This window comes from Neptunomonas sp. XY-337 (assembly GCF_004959845.1).
Lineage (GTDB): Bacteria > Pseudomonadota > Gammaproteobacteria > Pseudomonadales > Balneatricaceae > Neptunomonas > Neptunomonas marina.
In genome coordinates this window covers 546,538-564,333 of sequence record NZ_SPLL01000003.1, presented here as the reverse complement: position 1 = coordinate 564,333, position 17,796 = coordinate 546,538, and the positions used below count along the sequence as shown (strand labels likewise).

At 48.7% G+C, this 17,796-nt stretch carries 25 protein-coding genes and 1 other RNA gene; 19 read left to right on the top strand and 7 right to left on the bottom strand.

The genetic code is table 11. The annotated features are described in order from the left end of the window. Window positions 1-458: 458 nt before the first annotated feature. Entirely contained in the window at window positions 459-1,016 is a 558-nt protein-coding gene (locus tag E4L36_RS09830; protein WP_136680446.1) for a type II secretion system protein, read from the top strand. Window positions 1,017-1,216: 200 nt separating this feature from the next. On the opposite strand, the gene E4L36_RS09825 is transcribed toward E4L36_RS09830, so the two are convergent. The 3 genes from E4L36_RS09825 to E4L36_RS09815 are packed head-to-tail and all read right to left on the bottom strand — an operon-like array spanning window position 1,217 to window position 2,804. Then, the gene (locus tag E4L36_RS09825) at window positions 1,217-2,185 is read right to left on the bottom strand and encodes a tyrosine-type recombinase/integrase (RefSeq protein ID WP_136680445.1); all 969 of its coding nucleotides are present in this window, start codon (window positions 2,183-2,185) and stop codon (window positions 1,217-1,219) included. Then, the gene (locus E4L36_RS09820) at window positions 2,182-2,457 is read right to left on the bottom strand and encodes a hypothetical protein (protein ID WP_136680444.1); all 276 of its coding nucleotides are present in this window, start codon (window positions 2,455-2,457) and stop codon (window positions 2,182-2,184) included. Before E4L36_RS09820 ends, E4L36_RS09825 begins: the two co-directional genes overlap by 4 nt. 56 nt (window positions 2,458-2,513) lie before the next feature. Then, window positions 2,514-2,804 carry a helix-turn-helix transcriptional regulator gene (locus E4L36_RS09815; protein ID WP_136680443.1) on the bottom strand — a complete coding sequence of 97 codons (291 nt, stop codon included), beginning with the start codon at window positions 2,802-2,804 and terminating at the stop codon, window positions 2,514-2,516. Between the two features lie 93 nt (window positions 2,805-2,897). Here E4L36_RS09815 and E4L36_RS09810 point away from each other — a divergent pair, with 93 nt between their 5' ends. The 12 genes from E4L36_RS09810 (at window position 2,898) to E4L36_RS09760 (ending at window position 8,798) form a co-directional block, all read left to right on the top strand. Continuing rightward, window positions 2,898-3,152, top strand: coding sequence for a hypothetical protein (locus tag E4L36_RS09810; protein WP_136680442.1), 255 nt, complete (start codon window positions 2,898-2,900; stop codon window positions 3,150-3,152). Further along, entirely contained in the window at window positions 3,152-3,334 is a 183-nt protein-coding gene (locus E4L36_RS09805) for a hypothetical protein (RefSeq protein ID WP_136680441.1), read from the top strand. Before E4L36_RS09810 ends, E4L36_RS09805 begins: the two co-directional genes overlap by 1 nt. Then, on the top strand, window positions 3,334-4,557 hold the full coding sequence (locus E4L36_RS09800) for a replication initiation factor domain-containing protein (RefSeq protein ID WP_136680440.1): 1,224 nt from the start codon (window positions 3,334-3,336) through the stop codon (window positions 4,555-4,557). Before E4L36_RS09805 ends, E4L36_RS09800 begins: the two co-directional genes overlap by 1 nt. Continuing rightward, the gene (locus E4L36_RS09795) at window positions 4,550-4,852 is read left to right on the top strand and encodes a single-stranded DNA-binding protein (RefSeq protein ID WP_136680439.1); all 303 of its coding nucleotides are present in this window, start codon (window positions 4,550-4,552) and stop codon (window positions 4,850-4,852) included. The genes E4L36_RS09800 and E4L36_RS09795 overlap by 8 nt, the downstream gene beginning before the upstream one ends. A gap of 8 nt (window positions 4,853-4,860) precedes the next feature. Then, window positions 4,861-5,103: a hypothetical protein gene (locus tag E4L36_RS09790; RefSeq protein WP_136680438.1), complete on the top strand. Its 243-nt coding sequence runs from the start codon at window positions 4,861-4,863 to the stop codon at window positions 5,101-5,103. An 88-nt stretch (window positions 5,104-5,191) separates the two neighbouring features. Next, a complete protein-coding gene (locus E4L36_RS09785; RefSeq protein WP_136680437.1) occupies window positions 5,192-5,386 on the top strand; it encodes a hypothetical protein in 195 nt (64 codons plus the stop codon). Continuing rightward, a complete protein-coding gene (locus E4L36_RS09780; protein ID WP_136680436.1) occupies window positions 5,383-5,586 on the top strand; it encodes a hypothetical protein in 204 nt (67 codons plus the stop codon). The genes E4L36_RS09785 and E4L36_RS09780 overlap by 4 nt, the downstream gene beginning before the upstream one ends. 12 nt (window positions 5,587-5,598) lie before the next feature. Beyond that, complete coding sequence (locus E4L36_RS17985; protein ID WP_240770700.1) at window positions 5,599-5,730, top strand: major capsid protein; 132 nt, start codon at window positions 5,599-5,601, stop codon at window positions 5,728-5,730. A 64-nt stretch (window positions 5,731-5,794) separates the two neighbouring features. Beyond that, on the top strand, window positions 5,795-7,219 hold the full coding sequence (locus E4L36_RS09775) for a hypothetical protein (RefSeq protein WP_136680435.1): 1,425 nt from the start codon (window positions 5,795-5,797) through the stop codon (window positions 7,217-7,219). Then, window positions 7,212-7,511: a DUF2523 family protein gene (locus E4L36_RS09770; protein WP_136680434.1), complete on the top strand. Its 300-nt coding sequence runs from the start codon at window positions 7,212-7,214 to the stop codon at window positions 7,509-7,511. Before E4L36_RS09775 ends, E4L36_RS09770 begins: the two co-directional genes overlap by 8 nt. Further along, window positions 7,508-8,482 carry a zonular occludens toxin domain-containing protein gene (locus tag E4L36_RS09765; protein WP_136680433.1) on the top strand — a complete coding sequence of 325 codons (975 nt, stop codon included), beginning with the start codon at window positions 7,508-7,510 and terminating at the stop codon, window positions 8,480-8,482. The genes E4L36_RS09770 and E4L36_RS09765 overlap by 4 nt, the downstream gene beginning before the upstream one ends. 22 nt (window positions 8,483-8,504) lie before the next feature. Next, on the top strand, window positions 8,505-8,798 hold the full coding sequence (locus E4L36_RS09760; RefSeq protein WP_136680432.1) for a hypothetical protein: 294 nt from the start codon (window positions 8,505-8,507) through the stop codon (window positions 8,796-8,798). Between the two features lie 276 nt (window positions 8,799-9,074). Here the strand turns inward: E4L36_RS09760 and ssrA are convergent. Both ssrA and smpB read right to left on the bottom strand, forming a co-directional pair. Next, window positions 9,075-9,431, bottom strand: a transfer-messenger RNA (tmRNA) gene (ssrA, locus tag E4L36_RS09755). Between the two features lie 62 nt (window positions 9,432-9,493). After that, the gene (gene smpB, locus E4L36_RS09750; protein ID WP_127693291.1) at window positions 9,494-9,970 is read right to left on the bottom strand and encodes an SsrA-binding protein SmpB; all 477 of its coding nucleotides are present in this window, start codon (window positions 9,968-9,970) and stop codon (window positions 9,494-9,496) included. A 187-nt stretch (window positions 9,971-10,157) separates the two neighbouring features. Between smpB and E4L36_RS09745 the strand changes: the two genes are divergently transcribed. From E4L36_RS09745 to E4L36_RS09735, 3 genes are read left to right on the top strand one after another with little or no spacing between them, the layout of a single operon-like run. Further along, window positions 10,158-11,525: a sodium-dependent transporter gene (locus E4L36_RS09745; protein ID WP_136680431.1), complete on the top strand. Its 1,368-nt coding sequence runs from the start codon at window positions 10,158-10,160 to the stop codon at window positions 11,523-11,525. 14 nt (window positions 11,526-11,539) lie between these two features. Continuing rightward, the gene (locus tag E4L36_RS09740) at window positions 11,540-11,971 is read left to right on the top strand and encodes a type II toxin-antitoxin system RatA family toxin (RefSeq protein ID WP_127693289.1); all 432 of its coding nucleotides are present in this window, start codon (window positions 11,540-11,542) and stop codon (window positions 11,969-11,971) included. Beyond that, a complete protein-coding gene (locus E4L36_RS09735; protein ID WP_136680430.1) occupies window positions 11,964-12,278 on the top strand; it encodes an RnfH family protein in 315 nt (104 codons plus the stop codon). The genes E4L36_RS09740 and E4L36_RS09735 overlap by 8 nt, the downstream gene beginning before the upstream one ends. A gap of 61 nt (window positions 12,279-12,339) precedes the next feature. On the opposite strand, the gene bamE is transcribed toward E4L36_RS09735, so the two are convergent. After that, window positions 12,340-12,669, bottom strand: a complete 330-nt coding sequence (gene bamE / locus E4L36_RS09730; protein WP_136680429.1) for an outer membrane protein assembly factor BamE — start codon at window positions 12,667-12,669, stop codon at window positions 12,340-12,342. 82 nt (window positions 12,670-12,751) lie between these two features. Here bamE and fur point away from each other — a divergent pair, with 82 nt between their 5' ends. After that, the gene (gene fur / locus E4L36_RS09725) at window positions 12,752-13,171 is read left to right on the top strand and encodes a ferric iron uptake transcriptional regulator (RefSeq protein WP_136680428.1); all 420 of its coding nucleotides are present in this window, start codon (window positions 12,752-12,754) and stop codon (window positions 13,169-13,171) included. Window positions 13,172-13,216: 45 nt separating this feature from the next. On the opposite strand, the gene recN is transcribed toward fur, so the two are convergent. Next, window positions 13,217-14,875 (bottom strand): DNA repair protein RecN, encoded by a 1,659-nt coding sequence (gene recN / locus E4L36_RS09720; protein WP_136680427.1) that lies wholly within the window; start codon window positions 14,873-14,875, stop codon window positions 13,217-13,219. Between the two features lie 187 nt (window positions 14,876-15,062). On the opposite strand from recN, the gene grpE reads away from it, so the two are divergent. Next, on the top strand, window positions 15,063-15,641 hold the full coding sequence (gene grpE / locus E4L36_RS09715; RefSeq protein ID WP_136680426.1) for a nucleotide exchange factor GrpE: 579 nt from the start codon (window positions 15,063-15,065) through the stop codon (window positions 15,639-15,641). Between the two features lie 116 nt (window positions 15,642-15,757). Continuing rightward, complete coding sequence (dnaK, locus tag E4L36_RS09710) at window positions 15,758-17,683, top strand: molecular chaperone DnaK (RefSeq protein WP_127693283.1); 1,926 nt, start codon at window positions 15,758-15,760, stop codon at window positions 17,681-17,683. The last annotated feature ends 113 nt before the right edge of the window (window positions 17,684-17,796 follow it).

Here is a 17,796-nt window from a genome sequence, read left to right as displayed (position 1 = left end):
AAATGTGCTGATCTAACAGCGTTGTCTATTAGGTCCAGGCCTGAGCTAGAGCCATGTAACGAAGCGCTCGCTGTATCGCGTGTTAAACATCGAGTGATGATGCTTTGCGTAGCCATCAGTTCCGCTAAGGGAATGGCTGGCTGTTATGCACCATGTTATGTGATGTTCAGTCGATAAGGCGGCTGCGTACTTTTTACTGACCCGGCCCAGCAAATCACTGTGGAGTGCCACTCTACTATCGAAAAGGTATTGATAAATCTGTAGCCATTCTGCAGCATTACTGTCTTTTGCGAGGCTCCAGTGCTTTGTAAAACGGTGGTAGCTGTCAAGGTACATCGCGTGATGCATCGCGCTTTGAACTTGTGCTGTTTTGCGATGTGAATAAATTTTACGCAGATCAAATAGCCCAGAAGGATATTCAGCAACCCAGCAATGACGGGTGAGGTAAGTCCCAAATCATGCAGAGAAATGGCTTTACGCTCATTGAGTTAATTGTAGTAATTGCGCTATTAGGCGTGCTATCGGCGGTGGCTCTGCCGCGTTTGTTAGATCTGCAACAGTCGGCTCGCGTAGCTTCTATAAACAGTATTGCCGGCTCAATGGAGAGTGCTATAGCGCAAGTGCGATCCAAAGCGTTCATTGAAGGGCTAACGCCCAGTGCGCGCAACCCAAGCGGTTCGGCCCAAGCAGACTATCTCATTGATTTTGGTTTTGGATCAGTTGAGGTTGATTGGGGGACGTTATGCCCCGAAAGCCGAGGAGAAGTAGGGGATGCACTATCTATGTTCGATTTTCTCAACCTGACATCTGCAGGCGAGCTGACGACTGCCTTTGGAAATCGCCACACTGTGATTGGTTATCAGCATGCGTTTACGAATGGGCAGTTGGCAAGTCAGAGCTTAACCACGCTACCATCTGGCTGTTATGTGATCTACGATTCGTTCGGGCGATCTGGTAGTACATGCCCTGCGCAAGGATGCCAGTGCACGGTGAGAGTGGTCACAGACGGTTGTTGAGACGCTATCTAGGCAAGACAGTATCACTAGACCCAACCTAAACGCTCAGCATCTCGTGATATAAAAAGGTGGTGGAGGTGGCGGGTTTCGAACCCGTTTCTTTAAATAACTATTATTAAATATTTAATATAAACAAAGGTTTATGGTTTGTTCTGGTACGCATTTTCTAATGGTTACTAGGCTGCGTTATCTTTTCGTTATCACTTCACCATAGGATTTAGGGTTAAAACCTCTGATAAATGGTCGGGTGCAAGGTGTGCATAGCGCATTGTCATCTTCAAGCTCGAATGTCCCAATGCCCTTTGTAGAGTTAAGATGTTTCCACCGTTTATCATAAAGTGGCTAGCGAAGGTGTGGCGCAAAACATGGCTTGCTTGCCCATCAGGTAGTTCTATCGATGTTTTTTCCAATGCGCGCCTAAATGCAGATAGAGAAAATCCAAAAAGCTGGCTTTTCGGAATGGCTAATAGCTCTGCTTCAAGCTCTGGGCTGATCGGAATATTGCGGTTCTTGCTGTTTTTCGTCTTGGTAAAGTGAATCTGACTATTTCTGATTTGGCGTTTCTTTAAGCTCTCGGCTTCTCCCCACCTGCAACCGGTTGCTAGGCATATTCTAGCGATTAGGTTTGCATCATGGTGCTCAATGGCAGATAGCAATTCCGTGATCTGGTCATGCGTTAAATACGCGAGCTCAGTTTCATCGACCTTTAGCGGCTTAATAGAAGCCAAAGGGTTGTCATAATCGATAATCTTGAGGCTTCTTAATTCATTGAATAGCGATTTTGCGTACGTCAGCTCGTTGTTGCAAGTTTTCGGTTTGATCCCATCGCTCATTCGTTTGGAACGGTATTTAACGTATTGGCTAGCATCCAGTTTCTGGCCTATAGGGTTTCCTAAAACGTCGCAAATCGCGGTTAATGCCGTTCTTCTCCTGAGTCCATCTTTGAGGCTTTTTCCGTGATTGTCATACCATAGCTCGATTAGGTCTTTTAATCGGGTCTGGTCTTGGTGTGGGTTCCACTCCCCGACATTAGCGGCGTTTAAAATCCAGTTTTTGAAACGTGTAGCTTCGCCTTTGGTTTTGAAAGTCTTTCTAACCTGCTTGCCTGTTCGTCCCCCAGGCTTTACATAGACTCGCCACTCTCCTTTTTCTGTCTTGGTGATGCTCACTTCAAAAACCTTTGCTCAAACGCTTCGATATACTGGGAAACTTTGTGATCATGCTTCCATAACGTATGGATGAATTTTCCAGAAACGAAGTTAAGCGCTAACGAGATCATGAAAAGGTAAAACCACTTATTGGTTCTCCTCGATCGGCTGGGTGGTTTTCCATTACCTTCTGCGTTTACAAACTTCTGAGCATCCCACTCTCCAACCCTGCCGTATTTCCGGTCTCTATTTTTTCTATCTTCCCAGTACCAGTCTCTGTCTTGAATTCCCATAAAAGCCTCCTTGCTAGCGCTCCCTCACACGTACCACGCATCCCGTATCCTTTGCGCTATTTGGTATCCGTCCCTGTTTTTCCGTAGTCGCCTGCTATGTCTTCGACCTCTGGGCTAATTTGGCCTGCTTCTGGGCATACTTTTCCCGTCATCAGCCACAAAGTGTACTTTTCAAGCCTTGGGTTGCTTGTTACCAGATGCAAGTTTGGGCTGCTTATTTCCTTTTCTCTGTGTTCGTAGCCTTTGATCGTATTGATTGATATTCCGGTTAGCTCGGAGAAGTCTTTCTGACTTAACCCCTCACTAATCCTGATTAATTTCACTTTCTCACTGAAAATTATTGACATGGTGTCTCATGGGATACTAGTATCCACTCCAGTGTCTTGCAGGACACTAATATTTAGTTTTTCGGTAACTCATCAATATATCAGGTGTTTGATATGAGTAAAAAGCAGCAAACACAAGAAAAGCTCCTGCCTCTCTCGTCTGACGCCCTGTACGCAATAGAGCGGGCAATTCTTGTTGAATCGCCTTTAGTTACTCCTGCTGAGTACGCCCGTCGCTCTGGTCGTACTCTTTCATCCGTTCGCAATCGCATCGCTACTGGTGACCTTCCTGTATTTCGTGAACACCCGTCATCAGCACCAATGGTCAACATGATGTTAATTGCTAAGCGTGCGCTTGAGGCTGAGTAATGACACCTGCCGTTATCTATTACGAAATCATCAACGGCGAGTTCTACGCCAGCTTTGAAGATGGGCTTTTTAACTATCCATCTTACGAGGCGATGGTTTTTGATTTTGATAGCGGCGTTCAATTTGAAGAAGTTACGCCAGATACATGGCAGCAACTTTTTGAGCAGGGAGCGTTTAACTAATGCAGTCTAGCTTCTCTAAGGTTTTCCATGATTATTTCTCCTTCACTTGGGTTCCTGAAGAGCTTCAAAGCCTTAAAAAGCTCGCTAAGTTCCATGCAACACAGGCGGGTGCAGCTCAGTATGTTCAACAAGCGCTAGATAAGTATCGTTCTGGCGGCTCTCGTACACCTGAGCAGATAGAGAAATTCAGCCAAGAGCTGCTTAAAAAAGAGCATATCGGCCGTCGCACCACGTTTTCTAAATACCTTTCCAACGAGAAAACCACTGAAGAAATCCAGCTTTTGGACGAAAACTGCCGCCAAGTGGTGTTGGAGTTTTTAACTACAGCAGCTAAGCGATTTTTCCCTGATGATGAGCTACTCGACGCCTTTGATGATGTGCTTCAAGTTAAAGATCGCGGCGCAGGTCTCTTTAACTATAAAAACTCATGGGACATCATTTTTTCTAGCCGCAAAATCGGCGTTTGTGCCTCTGGTGCGCGCAATGGTGGTTGTTACGTTAGTTTCACTGGGCAAGGCTGCGAACTGCTTGATCTTGAGCGTCTGCACGGTGCGTTATCTGAATTGCCTAACGTCAAAATTACTCGTGTCGATCTCACGCTTGATAGCTATGAGTCTCCGTTCTCTTATGACTGGGCCATTGATCAATACGAATCAGGGCGTTTCTCTACCGGTGGCCAATATCCGTCATTCCATGAACACATTTCTGGCCGCTTAGTTCGTGAAATCAACGAATTCGGCGTTGTAAAGATGGTTCGCGATAACTCAGAAGGCCGCACTTTCACTGTTGGAAAGCGCCACAACGGCAAGTGTATGCGCGTCTATGAGAAGGGCAAGCAACTAGGCGATCCTAACAGTCCTTGGGTGCGTTATGAGGTCGAGCTACGCGACAAAAAGCGCCACATCCCATTAGATGTTTTGCTCAACCCAGCGGACTACTTCGCCGGTTCTTATGACGTATGCGCTGACGTGTTAGCGGCTTCTAAAGAAGCTGTTAATCCCGTTCGCGTTCGCACTCGAACCAAAGTGGTTCAACTCACTTATGACAGTGCAGTTCAGAATTCAAAACGCATCGTCGGCGCCTTGATCAACGTCATGCGCGGGGCGGTGCAACTTTCAGATACGGAAATCGTTGATGAGTTAATAGGGCATCCAGACAGTTGTCCTACTCGCCTGCGGCGTTCCGTCGTACCAACACCAAGGGAGTACATAAACCATGCTTAAGGTAGAAATTACATCAACGGAATTCGACCAGCGCTCTGGAACGTCTAAAAAGACAGGCCAACCGTGGGAGATTCGCACTCAAGCCGCCTATATCCATAAACAGGGCCAGCCATACCCTGAAAAGGTAGGGCTTACGCTTCAAGATGGGCAGCTACCGTATCAGGTCGGCGTTTATACCTTAGACCTCAACCAGTGCTTCAAGGTTGGTGATTTTGGCCGTCTCACTCTTGATGAGCGCAACTTTGTGCTGAAGCCATACGTTAAGCAGCAATCCACCGCTAAACCTGCCGCATAGGTGTAGTCATGGAATTAAGCCAAGGACAGGCCCGCGATATGGGCGATACAGCAAAAGCCGACTTTCTGCACTGGTGGTATAGCGTCCCTGTAGTTACCCGAATCGTGCTGGCCGTTAGCTTGGTTTTAATCATTTTCTCGTTGTACGGCTCGCTCGTCGCTCCGTACATCGGCTGGGAGCTTCCGCTAGTTTTCGGGGCGTTCCTTCTCGGCAAGAAATACACGGACAGTTCCAAAAATGTTTTGGATTGAAGTGGTTGCATTCTATGTCTTTGCTTCGTTCGCACTCTCGGGTCTCGTCGTATTTGCTATTTACATGCTGGATTTATAGGTGATTTTTATGGGTCAAGCGAAGCGTCGAGGTTCTTACAACGAAAGGAAAGCAGCAGCTATTTCTGCCAAACGCGAACAGGAGCGTTTAGATAAATGGTTTCTTGATCGAGAACCAGCACCCAAAAAACACCCATCAGAGTTACTGGCTTATGCAGTTTTAGTGGCTGGTTTAACCTTCCAGCCTTGGGGCAGTTTTAAATGACTAAAGATTTTCTGGTTCAGGTGTGTAATCCCGATCAAACGGTGTGCAACTGGGTACGCCTTGGCGATCTGCCTTACACAGCTTTACCAGAATTAAAAATCGATGATGCTTTGCTGATCTCTGGGGCGTATGCGCTCGTTATGGCTACGGCTTGGGGTTTCCGCAAACTTCGCGATGTTAACGACACTATAAATCCATAAAGGAGATTGGATATGTCTTTCGATGCAGCAGATGTAGTAACCGTAATTGCAGCGGTAGGTGTAGCAGCAGCAACAATTGGTGCGGCTGCGCTCGCACTTGATGCGGGTATCAAAGGCTGGAAACGCATGCGCTCTGCGATGTAATTCAGCTGGTTACACAGAGGGGGCTTCGGCCTCCTTTTTTATTTGGAGGATAAGAGGTGGAAGGATGGCTCGTTTTATTTTGTTGCTTCTCTGCAATCTGGTTGCTTTTCAAGTAGAAGCAGGGCAGAGCAGGCATACTTGGCACCGTCTCGATAAGGTCGATTCAGGGCGGGAAACCTATGATGATTACTTCTATGAGTTCAGGAAGCGGCGCAACTCTGGCGATCTGCCGGGGGGGCCTGTTTATGACACCATTCCTGATAACTTTCGCGTCATTCCTCATCCAGCCCCGCATAAAGAACGCTGGATCGATAAGCTCAAGAGATATGATTTTAAGCCGGGCAAAGTTGACGGTTTAAGTATTGCTGTAGGTGTTGCCACAACTGCGGCCGGTTGGATCATTGATGAGCTGACTGATCAGGTAATGAACCCTGTTTCTGTTGATTCAGAAGGAGACTATTACTATCACGCAGATCGTGTTTCTCGCCAAGTTACAGGTGTCGCGCCTTCAGGGTCTTCTGTCGTTCCAGAGCATACGTGTTTTGCCGGTTCTGGTCGTGGTGCCCCATCGGGTTATGCGGTTTCTGATGGCGTTGAAACGCCCGGTGGTTACGGTGTTTTCTGTCAGGGTGCTGTTCAACAGGGTAGCTGTAAAGCTCCTCATAATGATAATGCTAAGTCTATTTGTCAGGACAATTACTTAGAGCCAGTTCCTTGGCCTGATGTTGCCGACGAGATGTGGAACAACCCTGTAACGCCTGACCCTGACGGTTCAGTTATTCGTGAACTGTTTAAGAACGATCAGGGTGATTGGGTTTTAGATCAGGAAGCCTTCGATAAGTACAACCAGTGGCTAGAGGAGTGGGCTGCTAATACTCCGGGTTATGATTTTGATCCTGATAACCAGCGGCTTACATATACTGATCCGAATGGTGGGACGGTTGTTGTAAATCCTGACGGCACGATGTCACCTTGGGAAAATCCAGATGATGGTAGCAACCCAGATGACGACACAGGAAGTGGCACTAATCCAGATGATGGTACCGGCACAGGTACTGACACTGGAACCGATACAGGTAGCGGCACCGGCTCGGGTATTGGTTCAGGCTCGGGCTCAGTCACCAATATCACCAATAACTACAACACCACCAATAATAACGCCGCTGAGCTTCCTGCCTTCTGTCAGTACGCAGAAAAGCTGTGCGAGTGGATCAACTGGACACAGGAGGAGTTTGAAGAACCTGAGCCAGAAGAGTTCCCCACTAATGAGGTTTCCGCTCTTTCGTATTACGAAGATTGGGACGCTGGCTTAGGAGGCGGTGCTTGTCCACCCGATTTGAATATCTCTTTTATGGGTAAAACAGTGACCGTTCTTCCTTCTGAACCTATCTGTGTTGGCCTCAAGGATTATGTAAAGCCGGTAGCGATTCTTTTAGCCAGCTTTATAGCGGTGGCTATCTTGGCTGGGAGGAACATGACTAATGCTTAATGCTTTTTTCGTTATGCTCCAGCACGTAGCCAAGGGCGGAATTACTAGCTGGATGATTCAGGCGGGCTTGGTAGCTACTGTTTTAACAGGCGTTGATCTGCTTGTATCGCAAGCACTTAACTACGTCGTAAGCACAGCCAACGGTATTCCTCAAAACGTTCTCAATTACTTTTTGCTCGGCGGTCTCAGTGAGTGCCTCTCTATCATTGGCTCCGCCATGCTAACTCGCGTTGCCATTACCACAGCTATGAAAACCTTAAACATTGGTTTATCCAATAAGGCGGTATCATGATCTATCTGATAACGGGTGTCCCTGGTTCGGGCAAGACGCTATACACCGTTAACCTTTTGCTTGAGTGGATCAAGGAGAACCAACGCATTCTTCAAACGCCAGAAGAGGAGAGGAAGGAAGGGGAGTTTGTTCGTGATATCTATGTTGGTATCGATGGTTTTGATCATGATCAGCTCGGAACTCAGGAACCGCCACAGGATTGGAGAGATACACCAGACGGCTCAATCGTCGTTTATGATGAGTGCCAGAAATTCTATGGCCCTGATGGCAGCTCTCGTGCTAAGCGAGAGGATATTCAAGCGATGGAAACGCACCGCCACAGCGGCCATGATTTGGTTTTGATCACCCAGCGCGAACGCCTCTTACATCCAAACATTCGAGACCTCGTTAACCGGCACTATCACATACAACGCCTCCATGGTTCACATAACGTGAATATCTTCACTAAGGAGGAGGTGATTAACACGTCCTCGGCGACGGTTCTCAATCGCTGTGATCGAGACTCTTGGCGATACGACAAAAAGCTATTCAAGTACTACAAGAGCGCTACGGTTCACACTCACAAGCTCAGCTTGCCGAAGTGGCTTAAAAGGCTCTTCGTTATGGCTCTTTTATTGCCGCCGCTGATCTTCGGAGGCGCTTACTTTGTGTACGACAAGTTCTTTGTCGTCTCTGACGTTGGTGCCGTTGAAACACCTCCAGATCGTCAACCTCAACAAGCTTTTGAGCCAGTGCAGCCGCCTAAGCCTGTTGTTTATGAGCATTCGGGCGTTATGGGGTGTGTCGTTTGGAAGGAAGGCCAAGCCTGTCGATGTTACGGCCCAGACCTCCAGATCCTAAAGCAGCCATTGGCCGTTTGTCTCCAAGCTGCTGACCAACCCGTTTTTACGTTAACGCCACAAAGTGAGTTGGATGATGCGAGCAAGCGAAGCGCGCGCGGCAACCGGCTCACTGGTGGCGCAAGTTCCTAGGGATAAGCAAAGGAGATAGACTATGGCGCTTTTGATTTTGCGTTATGTATGGATACCGATAGTTGCATTCGTTTTAATCGGCTTCTCGTTGGACTCGAATGCGCAGACAAAGCTACAGCGTTGCATCGAGCTGGAAAAAAAATCGATTGAGGTCACGTTTCTTAAGCGGCAGCGAATCACTGCCCAGCAGCAAAACCGCTTGCGTAGAGAGCGTAAATGGATACGTGATCAGCAAAGCGACAGCCAGTGTTATCGATACTTTACGCAGGTGAGGAAAGCGACGCGCTACTATGATCCGCGTAAGAGTCGGCACTAGAACCGCACAGCCTGTCATCTGACGGGCTTTTTGCTTTTAACGCTGCAGCGTTGATTACCAGTCCTGTAGACCTTGTGTCGGAAGGAGTAGCCCTTTGGGCTATCGGGTGTGAGCGAAGCGAAGGAAGGGCGGCGCCCTTGATTACCTTTACACCCGAATACTAAAAGGGGGGTAAAGTTTTAACCTTGAAATAGGCTTTTTCCTGACTGGTGTTATCACTTCGTTATCTCTTAAAGATCAATGCTTTTCTATCTCATTGATTTTCAAGATTAAAGTTGGTGGAGGTGGCGGGTTTCGAACCCGCGTCCGCCAATCCGCTGCCCTAAGATCTACATGCTTAGACACCTCTATTGAGTTAACCCATAACGGCCCGAGGGTCAGGGCGTATAGGGCGAGCCTTTTTAGTTTTAACCGTTCAGCTTAAGGCGAAGCTTCCGGGCGATCCCATCTCATATGACACCGCGAACCTCTGAGTTATAGGCACCTCTGAGTGCGGCGTAGCAGACTTATGCTGCTAGTGCGTAGTTATCGTCGTTAGCAACTATAACTGTGTAGTAATGGATTTACGTGATTCACTACACTCACGACATGCACCTAAGGTTTTGTAACCGGCGTCGAAGCCAAGTCACCCCCCAAGTAGCCCAATAGTATGCGGCTTATTACCTGAAATTAAAAGGCTTTATGCGAAATATAGATTAATGAGCAGCCATTACGCGTTGCTTTTGGCGATTCCAGTCGCGCTCTTTTTCAGTCTCGCGTTTATCATGGAGCTTCTTACCTTTCACAAGCGCTATCTCGCATTTGATGCGGCCTTGCTTCCAATACAGAGAAAGCGCCACGCATGTGTAACCTTTCGCTTCTGTCTCGGCGGTGAGGCGTTCGATTTGGCGCTTGTGCAGTAGGAGCTTTCGATCCCGGCGCGGCTCTGTGACAAAGTGAGTGCAGGCCTGTGTTAGCGGGGTGATGTTCGCGCCGACTAGCCAAGCTTCACCATCCTTGATTAGGACGTATGAGTCCACAAGCTGAGCACGGCCCTCTCGAAGGCTCTTAACTTCCCAACCGGATAACGATAGCCCCGCTTCGATCTTCTCTTCAATATGATATTCGAAACGCGCGCGTTTGTTTTGGCAGATAGTACTGCTGTTATTCTGTGCTTTTTTCTTTTTAGCCATAGCGACGGATTATAGCGATGGCTGACCATTGCAAACAAGCATTGTTCGTTGGTGTGGCACATTCTGTTGCGGTAAATGCGATGTGATTAAAACTTTACGAAAAATCTGAGCTATGACGTTGTCAGCGCTATGAAATGTGTGAACAATGCCGTGCTTTACAGCGAACTTGAGTGTTAAGAGAGCAGTTATGCAAGAAAAGTTATCCATGCATGGATCTTGGACGAGCCGTTGGATTTTCGTATTAGCGGCGACAGGGTCGGCAGTTGGACTGGGTAATATCTGGAAGTTTCCTTATATCACGGGTGAAAACGGCGGTGGTGCGTTTGTGCTCGTTTATCTTGTATGTATCTTGCTGGTAGGCGTGCCGATCATGATCTCTGAAGTGCTGATCGGTCGTCGTGGTCGCCACAGTCCGATCAATTCGATGAAAGATGTCGCCGTTGAGTCCGGGCGCAGTCCGCGTTGGTCCGCAGTGGGCTGGGTTGGTGCTCTAGCTGGGGTGATGATCTTCTCCTTCTATTCGGTTGTGGCCGGTTGGGTGCTCCACTACATTGCCGGTATGGTGCGGGGCGATTATATCGACATTGGTAGCGCCATGGCGTCGCGCCAGTTCGAGGCCTTATTGGCTGACCCTAAAGTGCTGTTAATGTGGCACTCGATCTTTGTTGTCATGGTTTTGGTTGTTGTCGCGGGTGGCGTAAGTAAAGGACTAGAGCGTGCTACGCGAGTGATGATGCCTGCGCTGTTTGTCTTGTTATTTGTCTTGTTGGTATACGCGATGACAACCGGTGCATTCATGCAAGGCGTTGAGTTCCTGTTTGCTTTTGATCTTTCCAAGCTAACGATGGAGGCTATTTTAGTCGCCCTTGGCCATGCATTCTTTACGTTGTCATTGGGGATGGGCGCGATCATGGCATACGGCTCCTACATGCCGAGTAAAGCCAGTATTGGTAGCACGGTTTTAATGATTGCAGCGTTGGACACGTTGGTGGCTCTGGTTGCCGGTTTAGCGATATTTCCGATCGTATTTGCGAATGATCTGGACCCCGGTGCAGGCCCAGGCTTGATGTTTATTACACTACCGGTGGCGTTTGGGCAGATGCTTGGTGGCCAAATCTTTGGGTTTTTGTTCTTTCTGCTGATCGGTGTGGCGGCTTGGACCTCCGCAATCTCGCTGATGGAGCCTGCAGTCGCTTGGTTGGTGGAGAAGTTTCCGATATCGCGGGCCAGTGCATGTATGATGCTCGGTTTGCTTGTGTGGCTGCTGGGTATCGCTTGTTTGGGGTCTTTCAACGAAATCTCAGATATGACCGTTGCGGGGATGACTCTCTTTGACTTAATGGACTTCGCCACCGCGAACATTATGCTGCCCTTAGGAGGGTTGATGATCTGCCTTTTCGCTGGCTGGCGTATGAAGCGCGTAGCCCTCGAAGAGGAGTTGTCATTATCCAAGCCGTGGCTATTTCTTGCTTGGTATTTAGCGATTAGGTTTGTCGCCCCGGTCGCGGTTGCAGCAATCTTCGTTGTAAATTTGTACAATAAGTTCGCAATCTAGAGCGGAAGTTAAGCATGACTCAAGTTGATCGCAGCGCATTGGTTCTTCACAGTGCGCAGCAAATGTTCGATATCGTGAACGATGTGAAGGCGTACCCGGCATTTCTGCCTTGGTGTGAATCGACAGACCTATTATTTGCCGATGACCACAAGATGGAGGCAACGCTGCATCTTGCCAAGGCGGGGCTGAGGTACAGTTTTTCGACACGGAACGCTTTGCAGCGTCCTGAGCGTATCGAAATCGAACTATTAGAAGGCCCGTTTTCCCGTTTATCGGGTGTATGGACGTTTGAGCCTCTAAGCGATGAAGCCTGTAAAGTGAGCTTGAGCTTGGGCTTTGAGTTTGCCAACAAGCTTACCGGCATGGCGATGAGTAAAGTCTTTAACCAGGTGGCCACGACAATGGTGGATGCCTTTGTACAGCGAGCAGATGAAGTTTATGGATAATCCAATAACCGTTGAGGTAGCTTACGCCCTACCTGATAAGCAAAAGATTATCGCCGTGCGAGTTGAAGAGGGCTGCTCAGTTTATGATGCGGTGATCGCTTCAGGTATTACGAACGAATTTCCTCAAATTAACCCTGATACCGATCCGATGGGCGTTTTTGGTAAAGCGGTAAGAAACCCGCGGGATCAAGTACTTAAAGCAGGGCAGCGGGTAGAGATTTATCGCCCGCTGATTGCGGATCCGAAAGAGGCGCGTGCGCGCCGTGCTGCGAAGATGAAAGCCAAGAAAGATGCGGAGCAAGGGTAGATAACGCTCCGCACTGGCGTTTTCATGCAGCTAAGTGCCGCATTCGTGGGGCTGCAAAGGTTTAGTTACTTGGCGATGGGCGATAGTCGCCAGATACCTTTACCAGTTTGCCTTGTTCAAAAAATACCGAGAAGCGCTCACGGGAGTAATCGCCGTTACCTTTCTTGATTGTGTAGACGTAGTCCCAGCGGCCATCGTGGAAAGTATCGGTGATTAACGGTGTACCAAGGACGTAGCGCACTTGGTTGTGGTTCATGCCGGGACGCAGTTGATCAACCATTTCTTGTGTTACGATGTTGCCCTGTGGAATGTCTATCTTGTAGACGCCCGGAAATTCAGAGCATCCCGAGATCACTGTAGCCGCGATAATACTGATAAGAACCTTTCGCATCTTTATTTGGCTTCACTTTGTGGTGTAAATAACGATAATTAGAGTCTAACATTCACTTGTTGGAATCAATAGAGAAAAGATCATGTCCCTCGAAAATCAAGAGTTAAGAAAGGCTGGCCTCAAGGTTACGCTGCCGCGCGTTAAGATTTATCAGATTCTGGAGCAGGCAAGTGAGGGAGATCACTTTAGCGCAGAGGATATCTACAAACTCCTTATGGAGATGGGTGAAGATGTCGGCTTGGCAACGGTTTACCGTGTCCTTACTCAATTTGAAGGCGCTGGCTTAGTATCGCGTCATCACTTTGAAGGCGGCCACTCGGTATTTGAGCTAGCCCGCGATGAACACCACGACCACATGGTCTGCGTTAAGTCTGGCGTTGTGAAAGAGTTTAACGATCCGCGCTTGAACGAACTGCTTAATGAGATCGCAGAGACGATGGGCTTTGAGATTACTGATCGCACGATCTACCTATACGGCGAATACAAAGGGACTGATAAGTAATTCGCGCTTTGGTACGCCCGGTGTTAAGCCGTGTGCGTACCGGCTCTAGCCTAACCCTAGCATTTCTCTTGCATGCTCTCTGGAGCGCTGTGTCACATCAATCCCGCCTAACATACGGGCGATCTCTTCAATTCGATCCTTCTGCTGTAGCGCATTTATCTGAGTTTGAGTATTAGAGCGGCTGGCTTTCTTGCTAACGAAAAGATGCTGATGCCCTTGTGAGGCCACCTGTGGTTGGTGCGTTACGCACATCACTTGTGAGCGTTCGCCAAGTTGGCGTAATTTCTGGCCTACCACTTCTGCAATGGCTCCCCCGATACCCACATCCACCTCGTCAAAAATGAGTGTTGGCGTGGTTGCTGTTTGAGCGGTAATAACTTGTATTGCAAGGCTGATACGGGACAGTTCGCCACCTGATGCGATCTTGCCTAGAGCGCGTGCGGGTTGACCTCGGTTGGTGGCGATTAAAAACTCAATCTCCTCTAAACCATAAGGCGTTGGTTTAGCGGCTTCATTCAGTGTGGCGATGAATGACGCTGCAGGCATACCCAGTTCGCTGAGTTCTGTATCGATCAGAGCATTGAGCTTTTTGGCAGCTTTTTGGCGCGCCTTGCTGAGCTTATCGGCATGTTGCTTGTAGCGTTCAAAAAGCGCTTTCACCTCGGCTTCTAGTGATGCAATTGCCTCATCTGAGCTATTAAGTGATGCTAGCTCCTCGGCTAACTGAGTATGCAGCCTAGGGAGTTCTTTGGCGGATACGCGGTGTTTACGTGCCATCTCGTAGATGCTTGATAGGCGCTCTTCAACTTCGGTGAGCCGAGCTGGGTTGATATCGACACGGTCTAGGTAGTGGCGTAGCTCCTGATTGGCTTCTTCGATCTGAATTTGGGCGCTACTGAGCAGGTCAATAACTTGCTCTGTCGCTGCGCCTTTAGGAAGCTCGATGAGCTGGTGAATCGCTTGATGCAATAACTGATAGCAGTTGTCTTGCTCACCATCGGCTGTAAGCGATAGTGCATGATGGCCATTTTGTAAAATCTGCCCCGCTTGGCTCAGTTCTTGGTGTTCCACCTCGAGTGTGCTCAGCTCGTCATCGCCAAGTGCAAGTTGGTTGAGTTCCTCAACTTGATAACTCAGCAGTTGTAAGCGCGCTTGTGCTTCATCATCAAGTGTTTGCAGGCGTTCAAGGTGCTGCTTTTGCTCATGCCATTGGGTATATAGTTGGCGCACTTTAGAGGCCAAAGACTGTTGTTGCGCGAACTGGTCGAGCAGCTCGCGATGGTGCTCTTTCTTCATCAGGCGCTGATGTTCGTGCTGTCCATGAATCGCGATCAGGTGCTCTCCTAGCTCTTTAAGACTGCTAAGTGGGCTAGGTTGACCGTTGATGTAACCGCGAGAGCGGCCCTCTTTGGTGATCACGCGGCGGACAATGCAGTCCCCATCCAGATCTAGCTCTTGCTCTGTTAACCACTGATGGGCGCTTGGTAACGCTGAGATATCAAAGCTGGCAATGATCTCAGCGCGTTCGGCGCCTTGCCTTACGCTGCCACTATCGGCGCGATCGCCCAAAGTCAGCCCTAGCGCATCGAGCATAATCGATTTGCCAGCACCGGTTTCACCACTAATGGCGGTCATACCTTGGCTAAGTTCAAGGTCTAGCGATTCAACGATGGCGTAATTGCGGATGGTCAGCTGAGTTAACATATGCAAGCCCGTATCTGTGTTTTTATACAGTGTTTTATGTATAGGTTATTTCTGTACGCGATGCAATCAATTCGTGGTCGAATAATTTGAAAAAATCGCCTTCGCAGGGGTTGAATAGCCATCCCTATATCCCCATTTACCAAGCAGTTATTTTTTATTTTTGGCAGCGCTAATGGGAGATATCTCGATGTCATCTGAACACACTCAAAACGAACAGGTTGAATCACCTGAGGCAGAAGCAAAACAGGTTGAGGCCGCACCCCAGGAAGAGATCTTAGATGAGTCTGTTGAGACACAGGACGAAGCCGGGCTCGAAGCAGAACTTGCCGCAGCACAGGACGAGGTTGCACAGCTAAAAGATCAAGCGTTGCGTGCCGCAGCAGAGCTGCAAAATGTACGTCGCCGCGCAGAGCAAGACGTCGAGAAAGCGCATAAGTTTGGTCTGGAAAAGTTTGCTAATGAGATGCTGCCAATCGTGGATAACCTCGAGCGTGCCATTGAGTCGTGCGGCGATGAAGAGGCAACAAAGGCGATCCGAGAAGGCGTTGAGATGACGTTGTCGATGTTCTTAAGCGGCCTTGCGAAGTTCGACATTGAGCAGCTTGATCCGCAAGGTGAAGCTTTTGATCCAGCGCTGCACCAAGCGATGTCGATGGTGGAGGCGCCTGATGCAGAGCCGAATACGGTCGTAGCGGTTATGCAAAAGGGTTATAGCTTGAGCGGCCGCTTAATGCGCCCTGCAATGGTTATGGTCGCTAAAGGTTAAAAAAACCTTATTAAAAGCCTTGAAATTGCAAAACATGCAGCCATTAACAAGGCAAGTAGTTAAAAAACAGATTTTTAGCCCGTCCGAGCGGGTAACAAATATCGGAGTAGACAGGCATGGGTAAAATTATTGGTATCGACCTTGGCACAACGAACTCTTGTGTCGCGGTATTGGAAGGCGAAAAAGCACGCGTTATTGAGAACGCAGAAGGCGATCGCACAACTCCATCTGTAATCGGTTATGCAGATGATGGTGAGGTATTGGTGGGTCAACCGGCAAAACGTCAGGCGGTGACAAACCCAGACAATACGCTGTTTGCGATCAAGCGTCTGATCGGTCGTCGTTTTAAAGACGATGTCGTGCAAAAAGACATCACAATGGTGCCGTACAAAATTATCGAAGCAGACAATGGCGATGCTTGGGTAGAAGTTAAAGGCCAGAAGATGGCTGCACCGCAGGTATCTGCTGAAATTCTTAAGAAGATGAAGAAGACAGCGGAAGATTACTTGGGTGAGTCTGTATCAGAAGCGGTTATTACCGTACCTGCTTACTTTAACGATGCGCAGCGTCAAGCAACTAAAGATGCCGGTAAAATCGCGGGTCTAGATGTTAAGCGTATCATCAACGAGCCAACAGCTGCGGCATTGGCTTACGGTATGGATAAGTCGTCTGGCGACAAAACAATCGCTGTGTATGACCTAGGTGGTGGTACATTCGATATCTCCATCATCGAAATTGCAGAAGTTGACGGTGAACACCAGTTCGAGGTTTTGGCGACTAACGGTGATACTTTCTTAGGCGGTGAAGACTTCGACCTGCGCTTGATTGAATACTTGGCCGCTGAGTTTAAGAAAGAGTCTGGTATCGATCTGCACAATGATCCACTGGCGCTACAGCGTTTGAAAGAAGCTGCAGAGAAAGCAAAAGTTGAGCTGTCTTCTGCTCAGTCAACTGACGTTAACTTGCCTTACATCACTGCCGATGCGACAGGTCCTAAGCACCTTAACGTTAAAGTGACACGTGCGAAGCTGGAGTCTTTGGTTGAAGATTTGGTAACTAACTCTATCAACCCTTGCCGTACTGCGTTGCAAGATGCGGGCTTGAGCACATCGGAAGTTGATGAAGTGATTCTTGTGGGCGGCCAAACACGTATGCCGCTGGTACAGCAAGTGGTTGCTGACTTCTTCGGTAAGGAAGCACGCCGTGACGTGAACCCTGATGAAGCGGTGGCGATGGGTGCAGCGATTCAAGGCGCGGTACTGTCTGGCGATGTGAAAGATGTCCTGCTATTGGACGTAACACCGCTAACGCTAGGTATCGAAACGATGGGCGGTGTGGCAACACCGGTTATTGAGAAGAACACTACCATTCCAACGAAGAAATCGCAGATCTTCTCTACGGCTGATGACAACCAAAACGCTGTAACGATCCATGTTGTTCAAGGTGAGCGTAAGCAAGCATCACAGAACAAATCTCTGGGCCGCTTCGACTTGGCTGATATTCCGCCAGCACCACGTGGTGTGCCGCAGATCGAAGTAACATTCGACTTGGATGCCAACGGTATCTTGAACGTATCAGCGAAAGACAAAGCGACAGGTAAAGAGCAGTCTATCGTGATTAAAGCATCCTCTGGTTTGAGCGATGACGAGATCGAGCAAATGGTACGTGATGCTGAAGCTAACGCTGATGCAGATAAGAAGTTCGAAGAGCTAACCAGTGCGCGTAACCAAGGCGACGCGATGGTTCATTCAGCGAAGAAAACGCTGAAAGAAGCAGGCGATAAAGCTACAGAGGAAGAGAAAACGAGCATTGAAGCGGCGATCTCTGCACTTGAAGAAGCACTGAAAGGCGACGATAAAGACGCTATCGAAGCGAAAACTGAAGCCTTGACTGAAGCGATTTCTGGCTTGGCTCAGAAGATGTACGCCGAAGCTGCTCAAGCGGAAGGTGCTGCACCTGAAGGAGCTGATGCTCAGCAGCAAGGTCCAGCAGACGACGCAGTTGATGCTGAGTTTGAAGAAGTGAAGGATGACAAGAAGTAAGCTTCGCGCTTGCCCTTATCATTACTGAAATGTGGCAACGCGGGCGCTAGCCCGCGTTGTCGTGTCCGGCTCCCGGCGGGAGCTAGCCGCGGAACGAAAGAAGAACCGGATAT

Coding starts and splice junctions, on each gene's coding strand:
- fur (WP_136680428.1), top strand. CDS start 12,752: ATGTCCCTCGAAAATCAAGAGTTAAGAAAGGCTGGCCTCAAGGTTACG.
- E4L36_RS09790 (WP_136680438.1), top strand. CDS start 4,861: ATGGAATTAAGCCAAGGACAGGCCCGCGATATGGGCGATACAGCAAAA.
- E4L36_RS09810 (WP_136680442.1), top strand. CDS start 2,898: ATGAGTAAAAAGCAGCAAACACAAGAAAAGCTCCTGCCTCTCTCGTCT.
- E4L36_RS09815 (WP_136680443.1), bottom strand. CDS start 2,804: ATGTCAATAATTTTCAGTGAGAAAGTGAAATTAATCAGGATTAGTGAG.
- E4L36_RS09780 (WP_136680436.1), top strand. CDS start 5,383: ATGACTAAAGATTTTCTGGTTCAGGTGTGTAATCCCGATCAAACGGTG.
- E4L36_RS09820 (WP_136680444.1), bottom strand. CDS start 2,457: ATGGGAATTCAAGACAGAGACTGGTACTGGGAAGATAGAAAAAATAGA.
- E4L36_RS09775 (WP_136680435.1), top strand. CDS start 5,795: ATGGCTCGTTTTATTTTGTTGCTTCTCTGCAATCTGGTTGCTTTTCAA.
- smpB (WP_127693291.1), bottom strand. CDS start 9,970: ATGGCTAAAAAGAAAAAAGCACAGAATAACAGCAGTACTATCTGCCAA.
- E4L36_RS09795 (WP_136680439.1), top strand. CDS start 4,550: ATGCTTAAGGTAGAAATTACATCAACGGAATTCGACCAGCGCTCTGGA.
- E4L36_RS17985 (WP_240770700.1), top strand. CDS start 5,599: ATGTCTTTCGATGCAGCAGATGTAGTAACCGTAATTGCAGCGGTAGGT.
- E4L36_RS09805 (WP_136680441.1), top strand. CDS start 3,152: ATGACACCTGCCGTTATCTATTACGAAATCATCAACGGCGAGTTCTAC.
- E4L36_RS09740 (WP_127693289.1), top strand. CDS start 11,540: ATGACTCAAGTTGATCGCAGCGCATTGGTTCTTCACAGTGCGCAGCAA.
- E4L36_RS09760 (WP_136680432.1), top strand. CDS start 8,505: ATGGCGCTTTTGATTTTGCGTTATGTATGGATACCGATAGTTGCATTC.
- E4L36_RS09735 (WP_136680430.1), top strand. CDS start 11,964: ATGGATAATCCAATAACCGTTGAGGTAGCTTACGCCCTACCTGATAAG.
- dnaK (WP_127693283.1), top strand. CDS start 15,758: ATGGGTAAAATTATTGGTATCGACCTTGGCACAACGAACTCTTGTGTC.
- recN (WP_136680427.1), bottom strand. CDS start 14,875: ATGTTAACTCAGCTGACCATCCGCAATTACGCCATCGTTGAATCGCTA.
- E4L36_RS09785 (WP_136680437.1), top strand. CDS start 5,192: ATGGGTCAAGCGAAGCGTCGAGGTTCTTACAACGAAAGGAAAGCAGCA.
- E4L36_RS09800 (WP_136680440.1), top strand. CDS start 3,334: ATGCAGTCTAGCTTCTCTAAGGTTTTCCATGATTATTTCTCCTTCACT.
- bamE (WP_136680429.1), bottom strand. CDS start 12,669: ATGCGAAAGGTTCTTATCAGTATTATCGCGGCTACAGTGATCTCGGGA.
- grpE (WP_136680426.1), top strand. CDS start 15,063: ATGTCATCTGAACACACTCAAAACGAACAGGTTGAATCACCTGAGGCA.
- E4L36_RS09830 (WP_136680446.1), top strand. CDS start 459: ATGCAGAGAAATGGCTTTACGCTCATTGAGTTAATTGTAGTAATTGCG.
- E4L36_RS09770 (WP_136680434.1), top strand. CDS start 7,212: ATGCTTAATGCTTTTTTCGTTATGCTCCAGCACGTAGCCAAGGGCGGA.
- E4L36_RS09745 (WP_136680431.1), top strand. CDS start 10,158: ATGCAAGAAAAGTTATCCATGCATGGATCTTGGACGAGCCGTTGGATT.
- E4L36_RS09765 (WP_136680433.1), top strand. CDS start 7,508: ATGATCTATCTGATAACGGGTGTCCCTGGTTCGGGCAAGACGCTATAC.